The following is a 12,302-nucleotide window of genomic DNA, read 5'->3' on the forward strand; positions in this document are numbered from 1 at the left end:
TTTTGGTTTGTTTATAAATGAATTGTATTTTCTGAAGAGAGAGAATAGCCGTCAATGACCAGAAGATCATTGACGACTATAAGGGTACTATTTATTGAACATTTACTTTTCTTACGCTACTGTTGTTGGTACTGTTACGCTCTCCGCCTGAATTGTTCAGGATTACCGGAGTGATATTCAGCTGGCTGATTGTAGCCGTGCCTAATACCTGCATCGTCACACCAATTGAAGACAAACCATAGGCTGAGATATTCTCACCTGCTTTCAGTTTAAATAACATGGTCGTTGCAGAATTGGTAACCAATTCCCACTTAGTGTTATCTATAGGGGTAGCAGCCGGGAAATTCATTGTAGTCAGGGTCGGATCGAAAGTGTAAGAATAGATCGCACTGTTTTTAGACAGACGAACATATACCGGACTAGCTTCATTATTAGTCGGTACACCTTGCAGCTCGCTTACTCTTAAACGGAAGTTTGCAGAGGTTCCTGAACTGATGATAAAGTTAGATGCACTGATTTGTGTTGACATGGTCAGATCCGGAACCTGCTCAACCAGTATGTGCAATGTAGCACTTGCTGTAGCCGGAGTAGTTGCGTTATCGGTAACAACATAAGTAAAGTCTACAGGGCCTACATAACCAGCCAGTGGAGTAAAGGTATAGCTACCATCTGCAGCCAGCACCAGGATACCCTTGCCTACAATAGTCTCTGTTTTTGCCGTTACGGTTTGTGCATCATCATCCGGGTCAGAATCATTGGCCAATACACCGTTTGCAGCAGTTGTGGTTAATACATCGCCGTTTTTGGTTTGTATATAATCATCAGCAGCCAGGGTACTGTTTGTATAGGTAGTTGGCAGAACAGTTACGATCTGGTATGCGCCGCCACATTGTGCTGAAGTTTGGTTATCACAAACATTATAATGGATCGTATCGATACCGATAAAGCCAGCGGCAGGAGTATAGGTTACATTACCATTTGTAGTATTTGCTACTGCAGTACCACCATAAACAGTATTGCCCGCAGTTGCGCCATTCATGTCGGTCAGGGTTATAGACGCCGGTACTAAAGCAGAACCACCGGTTCCGGCATAGTCATTGGCCAGTGAGTGAATGATTACACTCTGTCCCATTTTAACGGAAGCGATATCCGTATTGATAACCGGAGCAGAAGTAAGTACACTCTGATCTTTAACGGTGATCGTCAGTAATTGATTTATACAAACAGAGTTGTCACAAACAGGTACATTGAATTGGTATACACCGGCTGTTGCCGTAGTGAAGGTATACGTACCATCTGCATTTACAGAAGGTAATGCTGCTGCAGGATTACCACTCAGTGCAACTGCTGCTGCATAAGTAGTTGTTCCGGTCACCACATCATTTGTTTTTACATTACCCGGAATAGCCTGGTTGATGTAGCCTACATTGAAATCTGGTCTGCTGAAATTACAGGTTGTACCCGGAGTACCTGCAGGGAGGAAACGAGTATCTACGAATGCACCGTATATATCGATATACTGATCCAGCGCTGTTACCAGTGTGTTCATCGAGATCTTGATCTCATCAAACGGCATGGTGGTAATGAAACCTGCATTGTACACATTGGTATCGCTACCGATCAGGTTAACCAGCACGGAAAGGTTAAGCAGGTTAGAACCGGTATTGGTTTCCTGCAATACACCATTGTTATAAGTAGAGATCGTAATGTTAGGCAGTAAAGATGCTGCAATCGCAAAGTTGTTTCTTTTAATCACGAAACCCGCAAATGTTCCCGCAGGATATACATACTGAGGTACCGCTACACCCAAAGAAGTTGTAGACAATGCATTCACAGTATTATATAATCTGGAGAAGTCTGTATTGGTAGCAGATACTGCATTCCACGGATCATCTACTTTACAGCCTGCACATACAGCACCGCTTACACCAGTATTAGCACCGTTTACCACAGCACCATGCTGTGTCTGGCTCAGTACTTCTGAAGTGTTACATGGTACATTGCGTGCACAAGAGGTTTCGATGTATGTTTCATACACATTGATTGTACCTAATACATTTGCAGCAATCAGGTTGTTTACTTCCATAACAACTTCGTCGAAAGCAACATTACTGATGATACCTACGATTTGTTTAGGGCTTGTACCACCGGTAAGGATATCGGTACTTACACCAGCCAGCAGCGGCTGTCCTGTACCATCCTGCACCAGGACATCATCTTTGTATAATTTGAATTTGATGTTACCAACTACGTTAGCAGCTAATAATGTTGTGCTCTCAATTTCAAATCCTGCGTATGAACCAGCAGGATAATCCTGAAGCTGATTTTTAACCGCGATACTACCAGTAGATAATACACCTGCAGTCAGGTCGATAGTAGCGAATGTACTGCTGTTACCATCGATCAGGTTGTTGGTATTGTTGATGGCACAAGATACACAGCCTGTTCCTGTAACACCGGTACGTCTTGCGTTAACAAATACAGGATAATCCGGGTTAGCAGTATTTTTAAGGCCTACTGATTGCGCACAGGTAATATCATTAGCACAGAATTGCTTCAGAATGGCACCATAGATACGTGTAGTACCCAGGTCTGCAGCCAATGTCTGGTTAATGGTCAGGCGTACACTGTTGAATTGTCCTGTAGGAACGAAACCGATGATCTGACGACCGGTGCTGTTCAGCAGGCCAGTGTTCAGCGCCAGCAAACCATTGCCAGTCACGGACTGTACCAATGTATCATTTCTGTATACCGCTACAGTCATATTGCCCAACAGGCCTAAGTTTAGCAGGCTTGGATTCTCAATATCAAAACCGGCAAATGTATTGTTATACATTGTTACCTCGTCCTTGATTTCAAATTGTGCATTTGCCGCAACACCTACTGTCTGTACGATAGTTGCATAGTTGGTCAGGTCTGCATCAATTGCAAATTCGGGATTATTGACAGAAGAGTTTACGCCTAATAAGGCTGTAGAACCAGCTTCAGTAGATACCGGATAGGCCGGAGTAGTCAGGTATTGATTAGTGTTACAAGCCGGAGCTGCACCTGCGCAATAACGTTCTACTACAGCACCATATACCTGCAGATTGCTTCCCAGGCTCAGTGTACTGAATTGCTCAATCATAATACGGTCAAAGTTCTTAGTGGTTCTGAAACCAGCTCTTTGTTTTCCCGTAGCGGATAACAGGTTCAGTTCTAATGTACCGGCACCAAGGGTTGCTTGCTCCTGTAAAGTAGTACCCAGGTACGTTTTGATGGTAACACTTCCTAATAAATCAAGATCCAGTAAACCGCCTGTACTCTGAATATCGAAACCGGCATAAGTGCCCGCTGCGTAATATCCGCCGGTACTTTCTACGGTTAAGCGTATAGTTGATAAAAGAAGTGTATTGAATGTAGCAAAGTTAGCTGCATTGTTATCAGTAGCATTGCCTTGTAAGCTCAAGCTGGCAAGGCCGCTGGCACCGGTCCAGGAAGCACCCGTCACAATTGTACCGGGAGCACTATTGGTACCAACCGAAGACAATGAGGTTGGAACATTACAAGGGGTAAGAGGCGCCTGGGCAAAGCCTTGAGGGGCCATAAACAGCATTGCTGTGATTAGGGAGAATAACCGGACGACGATACTCGTACGGCTGGCGTAAATTTTTGACATAATTAGTTTGAATTAGTAAGGGGTTAATTAATGTTGATAACAACATATACTCTCCATATTCTCATACATAAAATGGATCAGCAAGGCACGCAAAAAGCCCTGACGCATGTGGGACATCAAGCGTCAATAAAGATTGCGGAAATGCAATCCCGTTCTTATACGGAAAGGCGAATAAGTAGATACATACCTACGCAAGCATGCGTACGTACATAAGCAGTAAGTAGATCAGTAAATGTCTAAGTTAAATCGAAAACGTAGTATTTGCGATCAATAAAGCCGAACATAATTTTGTTTTTAGAGTGAATAAATGTGGTAAACCCTTACCCTTTCCCTTGTGGGGGAACTGGCCTAATACAACTCACATTTAGTTTTTGCATAGGTATAATTTGCACACTAAAAATAAAACGCTCTATTGCACACTACGAAAGTGTATAGAAATTGGGGACATCATTATTCAAAAAATAAGCTTATACAAGACTTATGTAAGAAATGAATAACAATATTGGATGTAGTTTCAATAGCAAATTTAAAAAATGATCTGTAAACACAATCATTTTTATGTATAAAAATTATTAATTCCTCTTAACCCTGGTTCAAAAGTGCAGAAATAAAGGCACAGCCTGCACTGCACCACTATAAATGGCTCAGGCAGGAGCGGAAGTGCTCCAATAAAAAGAAATAAAACAGGTAATTAGTCCTGCAGGTTTGCAGTATTTAATAAGCGATTGAAGTCTAGTACTTTAATACGTTTACCATCCAGATCAATGATGCCATCTTTCTTAAATTCAGACAGCAGCCTGATAGCAGACTCTGTGGCAGTACCTACTATATTAGCAATCTCATCGCGGGTAAGCCTCACATTTAGGGTCTGCCCATCTTCGTCAAAGCCATAAGTTTCCTTTACAAATAGCAGTGCCTCTGCCAGCCTTTCGCGTACAGGTTTCTGTGCAAGGTGTGCAACCTTCTGCTCTGCTCTGCCTAGTTCCAGGCTGATGAGCTTCATAAAGTCCAATGCGAGATTATTATCCTTAGTCAGGGCTCCCATAAATTGATCCCTTGGAATAAAACACACAGCAGTATCTTCTAATGCGATTGCAGATGCGGAGTATCTTGTATCGCTCAATAAGGCCTTATAGCCAATCAGATCGCCGGGTTTGGCAAGTCTGTATATATGTTCCTTTCCATCGTCTCCGTTCTTAGAGATCTTCACCTTGCCGGAATTGATACAATAAATGCCATAAGAGCGCATACCCTCATGAAAAATGATCTGTCCCTTTTTATAGCTGGTACAGGTCTTCTCTTCACTGATCAGATCCAACTGCTCCTTACGGGCATTGCAGAACACACTGGATTGCTTGTGCGCGCAATTGTTGCAGTTGTCATCCGGACAGTTATAAGTGCTCATATTTTCATCCTCAGGCTTCATCTTGCAGGGTTTATTTAAACTAATGGAATACTACAAAATTATATATAAAATAAATGAGGCAATAATATATTGCCTCATTTATACATAATATGTTATTAATGCTCTTCTTCTCCCGGACGTAAAGGAACGTTTTGAGGAATAAAGTCATTTCCGTGACCATCATCTTTATAATCATACGGCCAACGGTGTACTTCAGGAATTGGACCTTCCCAGTTACCGTGCTCCGGATGAACAGGTGTAGTCCACTCCAGTGTAGTTGCCTTCCAAGGATTCTGGCTGGTAACTTTTCTACCGCGGAACATGCTCACGAAGAAGTTGAATACGAATAATAATTGTGCAAAGAATGTGATCACAACTACAACAGTGATGAAAGCATTCATTGGTTGATAATCCTTATAAGATACCCACGCACTGTAATCGTAGTAGCGACGTGGCATACCCGCCAGACCTGCATAGTGCATTGGCCAGAAGATCAGGTAAGCACCGATGAAGGTGATAAAGAAGTGGATATAACCCAGAGTATTGTTCATGAATCTGCCGAACATCTTAGGGAACCAGTGGTACACACCGGCAAACATACCGAAGAATGCAGATACACCCATTACCAAGTGGAAGTGCGCAATAACGAAATACGTATCGTGCAGGTGAATATCCAGAGCAGAGTTACCTAACCAGATACCAGTCAGACCACCAGAGATGAAGATTGATACGAAACCAATTGCAAACATCATCGGTACAGTGAAACGGATACTACCTCTCCAGATTGTAGTCAGCCAGTTGAATACTTTGATCGCAGATGGGATCGCAATTAACAGGGTTAACAGTACAAACACAGAGCCTAAGAACGGACTCATACCCGATACGAACATATGGTGCGCCCATACTACCAGTGCCAGTGAAGTGATACCGATCAGAGAGATAATCATTGCCAGGTAACCAAAGATTGGTTTACGGCTATGTGTAGATAATATTTCAGAAGCCATACCCATACCCGGCAACATTACGATGTATACCTCAGGGTGACCTAAGAACCAGAATAAGTGTTGGTATAAGATAGCAGAACCACCAATGTGCGATAATGCTTTACCACCGATAAAGATTTCAGACAGGTAGAAGCTGGTACCCATGTGACGATCAAAGATCAACAGAACCACACCGGAAACTAATACAGGGAATGATAATACACCCAGGATAGCGGTGAAGAAGAAAGACCAGATTGTCAATGGCATACGTGTCATCTTCATACCATTAGTTCTCATATTCAGAATAGTAGTGATATAGTTCAAACCACCTAATAACTGAGATACTACGAACAGTACCATACTGATCAACCATAAGTCCATACCTAAACCAGAACCTAAAGATGCTTCTTTAAGTGCACTCAATGGAGGATAAGTCGTCCATCCACCAGCAGCAGGGCCGGTTTGAACAAATAAAGAAACAAACATGATCACACTGGAAACAAAGAAGAACCAGTAAGATAACATATTCATAAATGGTGATGCCATATCGCGCGCGCCAATCTGAAGTGGAATCAGGAAGTTACTGAAAGTACCACTCAAACCGGCAGTTAATACAAAGAATACCAGGATAGTACCGTGCATTGTTACCAATGCATAGTAAAATTCAGGAGTCAGTTTTCCTCCTTTAGCCCAGTGACCCAGGAATTGCTCCATAATAGGGAAGCTAGACTCCGGGAAACCTAATTGTAAACGGAAGAATACGGAGAATAAAGCACCGATTACAGCCCATATAATACCTGTAACCAGGTATTGTTTACCGATCATCTTATGATCCTGGCTAAATATGTACTTTGTAAGAAAGTGCTGTTTAGGATGATCGTGATGACCCTCGTGATGTTCGTGCGCACCGTGTGCATGTGCTAAAGTAGCGTCGTTACCCATTTTTATATTCAATTTACAAACCTTATAAAAAGGCAGAAAATAATTTAATGTTTAAAAATTTTATTACTTGGATGCAACAGTTTTGGTAGTATCCTGAGCTGCAGCAGGGGCAGGAGTTTCAGTTCCTTCCTTTACCGCTGTTGCCGGAGCGGCTTCAGCAGGATGTTGCAGATCGTAATAAGGTTTTTGCTCAGCTAACCATGTGTTGAATTCTTTCTCAGTCTCAACTACTACAGTACCTCTCATAGAATAGTGGCCTTTACCACACATCTGATCACAAGTGATTTCATAAACGAAATCTTTGTTACCGGTAAGCTGTTTCATTTCAGCAGTAGTTTTTCTTGGTGTAAACCACATTGTAGTGGTAATACCAGGAACAGCATCCATCTTCATTCTGAAGTGAGGCAGACCCACATCATGGATTACATCACGGGAATTGATAATGAATTGTACGTCTTTATTATTAATGATGTGTGCTTCACCATTTTCAACAATGATATCGTCTTTAGAAGCCGGATCGTTCCAATCCAGACCCAGAATATTGTTCGCGTCGTTGATCAGACGGAAGTTTGTTTTACCAAACACACCATCTTTACCAGCATAACGGATCACCCAGTTAAACTGCTTACCCATAACCTGCACTTTTAAGGCACCTTCCGGAGCTTTACCTGTAATGGTAACCCAGTTTTTCAGACCAATCGCAACCAGGACCATCAGCGTTAAAGCCGGAATAGTAGTCCAGATTACCTCTAACTTATTATTATGAGAATAGAAGTAAGGCTTCTTATCATCTCTTGCCTGATATTTGTAAGAGAACCAAAACAGCACAGCTTGTGTTGCAAGAAATACAGCACCTGTAATGATCAGCGTTACATGCAGCATTTTTTCATACTCCAGCCCTTGTACAGAAGCTGATTCCGGCAATCCTAAAGGAGCCAGGTATTGATGACACTTATAAATACCGTAGAGACCCAGGATGAAGACAACTACTAATAATACTGCCATCAGCTTATTAGTACTCTTGGCTACAACTTCTTCGCCTCGTATGATATTAGCATATTCGCTGGCTTTGGCAATCTGGTAAATGATGATAAAAACCAGAATAACTAAGGCGGTTAATATTAATCCCGACATTGTTGAATGTTAATTATTTAATTATTAAATGCAGGTGAACGGAACACCCCAATTCTTTTCCTATTATACTTGAAACTATATTAACTCAGATGGACAACAGACTCCTTCAGGAATATGTGATTATGCGGAATCAGGTCAGACTTAGTTAATGTCTTAGACACCGTCAGAATCATAACACCTGCAAATCCTGCAAAAATACCCATTTCGTACCAGCTGATATTCCAGTTATGACCGGAAGGACCAGGATAAGTTAATAAATATAAGTTTAACCACTGACCAAAGATAATGATCATCGCCATAAACACCACTGTAAAGTAGTTACGTTTGCTTGGGCGGGACATCAGGATCAGGATCGGTCCTACAAAGTTTACAACAATATTCAGATAGAATAAGAAGCTGTAAGGTCCGTTTTGACGTTTGTTATAATAAGTTGTTTCCTCAGGAATGTTACCATACCAGATCAGCATGTATTGTGCGAACCAGGTATAAGTCCAGAAGATAGAGAAGGCAAACATGAACTTACCTAAGTCATGGATGTGCTCTTTATTTACCAATACAAGATTACCTTGATTTTTCAGGTATACAGTCCACAACAGGATCAGCGCCATACCAGAAACGAACGCTCCTGCGAATACGTGCCAGCTGAACAGTGTTGAATACCAGTGTGCATCAATACTCATGATCCACATCCATGGAGTAGTACTCATCATAGTTAAACCATAAACTACCATGAAAGCACCAGCCAGAGAAACTGTTTTCCAGTAAAGTTTAGTTGAATTTTTTGGTGCAGACTCCTGTGCAATGGACATTGATCTGAACTTTCTACCGAAGAAGCTCCACAGACCTACTGCAGCAACAGAGAATCCGATGAACATTCCTTTATTCAGGAATGTAGATTTACCTTCCAGTACTTTATCACCATGAGGATTTACCCAGTGATAAATAGGATTATGATCACCTAAACCGAAGATCATGCTGAATAAAATGATCAGCACCAGCAGACCGAAAACCCAAACATTAGCACCGATAGCTTCCGGTACTCTTTTATAGGCAACAATCCAACCTCCCTGAGCCAAACCGGCAGCCGCCTGAATGAATATAGAAGAGATAGCCATGAACAGGAAGAAAATACCATTTTGCATTAACCCCATCCAGAAACGTACCAGACCGGTTTCTTCATGCTTTCCTAAAAAGCAGACAGCACCAGCGATCAATGTAATAATACCAATTAATGATAATACCAAACCTGTTTTCTTTAAACCCGAAGGGACTTCAAAACGATCGGTCATAATGTATCTATTTTTTTATCTAATTAATTATTTGTTGTTATGCTTATTTTTTTGCAACAGTTGTATCTTTAGCTGCAACAGCTCCTTTCGCAGCAGCAGTATCAGTTGCAGCTGTACTACCTGCAGCTAAAGTGAATGGTGCACCACCGTTTTTAGATTGTACCTGCTTGATGTAAGCTAATACCTGCCAACGTTGCTTTACATTCAACTGGCTAGCATAAGATCCCATCATATTCTTACCGTAAACGATTGCATAGTACATTTTACCGATAGGCATAGTCAGGTAAGCTGCACCGCCTTTAAGGTTAGCCGGAGCCGCAGCAAACGGGCCAGAACCATCTTTGTACAATGGACCATTACCGTCCAGTTTATCACCGTGACATACACCACAGTAGATATTGTACAGACGAGTACCCTCTGCCATTTCTCCTTCAGTAAATTTGTAAGGAGATTGCAGTGCATAATAAGCACCGGTATCGGCAGCTGTCAGGTGTAAAGGCAGGTCATGACCTCTTGCAATAGTTCCTGCAACAGGCTCACGAGATGTCAAACCATCTTCAAAGTTCGGGTTTTCCGTATAGGCATCGTATGCACGGGAATAAGTCATATCCGGAGCATAGATTTTACCGGGATTACGACGTATACTACCGCTGTTACAAGAAGCAGCCAGCATAGCGCTACCTACCAAAAATGTTACAACAAAACGTTTATTCATAAAATTCTGTATATAAAATGACTCCTTACGGTTAGTCAATTATTATTATGCTAATTGTTTTTGATATTCTTCTTCTTTATCGAATCTACCATACCACCAGCCTTCTTCAGCAATCTGTACATTAGTCTCTACAGGGTTGGTACTATTCAAAAAGTTCATCAGCTCAGCTTCATCAGTTCCTTCTGTAACTTCAATAACCACTACAAAAAGATCATCTGACTGGCGCGGATGGAAAACGTGTTTCTTTACACCCGGCATGATCTGGTTCAGATAACAATAAGTCAGTACCATACCTACCGCAGCAAACATTACAGTAAGCTCGAAGGTAATAGGAATCATTGCCGGTAAAGAGAAGAACGGTTTACCGCCATAGTTAATAGGCCAGTCTGAAGTAAAGATCCAGGACATAAAACCTAATGCGGTGCTGGTACCGGTGATACCAAAAATAAAACCGGCAACGTGCAGATCCGTTTCTTTTAATCCCATTGCCTGGTCCAGGCCATGCACTGGGAATGGAGTATACACATCGTGCAATTTATAACCACTGTGACGTACTTTATGAACGGCATCAAATAATGGTGCCTCATCATCGTAACAAGCTATTGCAAATTTTTTAACTGCCATGATTTGTGTTCTTTATTTATAAACCCGTTTTACAACCGGTTAAAAATGCTTTATTTAATTAATGTGCGTGTTCAGCAATGTGAATAAACTCTTCCAGAGATTTTTCTTCCAGTGCCAGGTTATCCTCATGTGCTTTATCGCCGGTAGTTTTCAATACAAACTTAATCTCTGCGATTGCAATAACCGGGAAGTATTTAGAGAACAGTAAGAAGCAAGTAAAGAACAAGCCAAATGTACCTAAATAGAATCCAAGCTCAGGCCATGTAGGTGAATAGTAAGACCAGTTAGATGGAATGTAATCACGATACAATGTAGTAGCGATAATTACGAAACGCTCAAACCACATACCAATGTTCACCACGATAGACAGGATGAAAGAGAACACGATATTACGACGTAATTTCTTGAACCAGAAGAACTGCGGAGACACTACGTTACAAGTCATCATCGCCCAGTAACTCCACCAGTATGGTCCGAGTACACGCCATTTAAATGCTTCCTGCTCGTATACAACCTGGCTGTACCATGCCATAAACAGCTCGGTCAGGTAAGCGATACCTACGATAGAACCAGTCAGTACGATTACTTTATTCATCGCTTCGATGTGACCCATCGTGATATACTCTTCCAGATGATAGATTTTTCTAACCAGGATCAATAAGGTATTTACCATCGCAAATCCGGAGAAGATCGCACCCGCAACGAAGTACGGAGGGAAGATGGTTGCGTGCCATCCCGGAATTACTGAAGTAGCAAAGTCAAAAGATACGATCGTGTGTACAGAAAGTACCAGAGGGGTAGACAGACCAGCCAGAACTAAAGACAGGGCTTCAAAACGCTGCCAGTTTTTAGCTGTACCAGTCCAACCGAAAGAGGCTAAACCGTATAAACGCTTACGTAATTTAGTTTTCGCTCTGTCACGGATAGTAGCAAAGTCAGGAATCAGACCAGAGTACCAGAATAACAGGGATACTGTAAAGTAAGTTGAGATCGCGAATACGTCCCACAGCAGTGCTGAGTTAAAGTTAGGCCATAATGGACCGCGGGTATTTGGTAAAGGCAATACATACATCGCATCCCAAACACGACCCATGTGGAAGATAGGGAACTGACCCGCACACATTACCGCGAAGATTGTCATCGCCTCAGCTGCACGGTTTACACCAGTACGCCAGTGCTGACGGAACAGTAAGAGGATCGCAGAAATCAGTGTACCAGCGTGACCGATACCTACCCACCATACGAAGTTGGTGATATCCCATCCCCAACCGATAGTGTGGTTAATACCCCAAACACCGATACCCCAGTACACTTCCCAGAATACAGAGAAGGCACCAAAGCCTAAGAATAATAAAGAGACTACTAAACCAAAGTACCAAAGCTTTGATGGCTTTTGCTCAATGGGACGACAGATATCTGCTGTAACATCCTTGTAGGTCTTGTTGCCATCTACTAATGGCTCTCTAATGAACGATTCGTATTTTAAATGCATAATTGATTTATTAATGCTGTACGGCTAAAGATCTTAGCAATACAAATCTAATGTCAATTT

General features: G+C 41.9%; 8 protein-coding genes. All 8 read right to left on the bottom strand.

Annotation, left to right across the window (positions count from 1 at the left end; all coding sequences use genetic code 11):
• Positions 1-91: 91 nt before the first annotated feature.
• Positions 92-3,658 carry an Ig-like domain-containing protein gene (locus tag EMP01_RS04305; RefSeq protein ID WP_129020240.1) on the bottom strand — a complete coding sequence of 1,189 codons (3,567 nt, stop codon included), beginning with the start codon at positions 3,656-3,658 and terminating at the stop codon, positions 92-94.
• A gap of 691 nt (positions 3,659-4,349) precedes the next feature.
• A complete protein-coding gene (locus tag EMP01_RS04310; RefSeq protein ID WP_237559470.1) occupies positions 4,350-5,084 on the bottom strand; it encodes a Crp/Fnr family transcriptional regulator in 735 nt (244 codons plus the stop codon).
• Between the two features lie 95 nt (positions 5,085-5,179).
• The gene (locus tag EMP01_RS04315) at positions 5,180-6,988 is read right to left on the bottom strand and encodes a cytochrome c oxidase subunit I (RefSeq protein ID WP_129020241.1); all 1,809 of its coding nucleotides are present in this window, start codon (positions 6,986-6,988) and stop codon (positions 5,180-5,182) included.
• A 63-nt stretch (positions 6,989-7,051) separates the two neighbouring features.
• Positions 7,052-8,122, bottom strand: a complete 1,071-nt coding sequence (locus tag EMP01_RS04320) for a cytochrome c oxidase subunit II (protein WP_129020242.1) — start codon at positions 8,120-8,122, stop codon at positions 7,052-7,054.
• Between the two features lie 80 nt (positions 8,123-8,202).
• Positions 8,203-9,411: a quinol:cytochrome C oxidoreductase gene (locus EMP01_RS04325; RefSeq protein ID WP_129020243.1), complete on the bottom strand. Its 1,209-nt coding sequence runs from the start codon at positions 9,409-9,411 to the stop codon at positions 8,203-8,205.
• A 43-nt stretch (positions 9,412-9,454) separates the two neighbouring features.
• Positions 9,455-10,126, bottom strand: coding sequence for a c-type cytochrome (locus EMP01_RS04330; RefSeq protein WP_129020244.1), 672 nt, complete (start codon positions 10,124-10,126; stop codon positions 9,455-9,457).
• Between the two features lie 45 nt (positions 10,127-10,171).
• The gene (locus tag EMP01_RS04335; protein WP_129020245.1) at positions 10,172-10,750 is read right to left on the bottom strand and encodes a DUF3341 domain-containing protein; all 579 of its coding nucleotides are present in this window, start codon (positions 10,748-10,750) and stop codon (positions 10,172-10,174) included.
• A gap of 58 nt (positions 10,751-10,808) precedes the next feature.
• Positions 10,809-12,242: an NrfD/PsrC family molybdoenzyme membrane anchor subunit gene (gene nrfD, locus EMP01_RS04340; protein ID WP_129020246.1), complete on the bottom strand. Its 1,434-nt coding sequence runs from the start codon at positions 12,240-12,242 to the stop codon at positions 10,809-10,811.
• Positions 12,243-12,302 lie beyond the last annotated feature (60 nt).

The organism is Edaphocola flava, assembly GCF_004118155.1.
Taxonomy (GTDB): Bacteria; Bacteroidota; Bacteroidia; order Chitinophagales; family Chitinophagaceae; genus Edaphocola; species Edaphocola flava.

What these genes read in the sequence shown, in the direction of transcription:
- EMP01_RS04305 (WP_129020240.1), bottom strand. Translation starts at nt 3,658, where the DNA reads ATGTCAAAAATTTACGCCAGCCGTACGAGTATCGTCGTCCGGTTATTC.
- EMP01_RS04310 (WP_237559470.1), bottom strand. Translation starts at nt 5,084, where the DNA reads ATGAAGCCTGAGGATGAAAATATGAGCACTTATAACTGTCCGGATGAC.
- EMP01_RS04315 (WP_129020241.1), bottom strand. Translation starts at nt 6,988, where the DNA reads ATGGGTAACGACGCTACTTTAGCACATGCACACGGTGCGCACGAACAT.
- EMP01_RS04320 (WP_129020242.1), bottom strand. Translation starts at nt 8,122, where the DNA reads ATGTCGGGATTAATATTAACCGCCTTAGTTATTCTGGTTTTTATCATC.
- EMP01_RS04325 (WP_129020243.1), bottom strand. Translation starts at nt 9,411, where the DNA reads ATGACCGATCGTTTTGAAGTCCCTTCGGGTTTAAAGAAAACAGGTTTG.
- EMP01_RS04330 (WP_129020244.1), bottom strand. Translation starts at nt 10,126, where the DNA reads ATGAATAAACGTTTTGTTGTAACATTTTTGGTAGGTAGCGCTATGCTG.
- EMP01_RS04335 (WP_129020245.1), bottom strand. Translation starts at nt 10,750, where the DNA reads ATGGCAGTTAAAAAATTTGCAATAGCTTGTTACGATGATGAGGCACCA.
- nrfD (WP_129020246.1), bottom strand. Translation starts at nt 12,242, where the DNA reads ATGCATTTAAAATACGAATCGTTCATTAGAGAGCCATTAGTAGATGGC.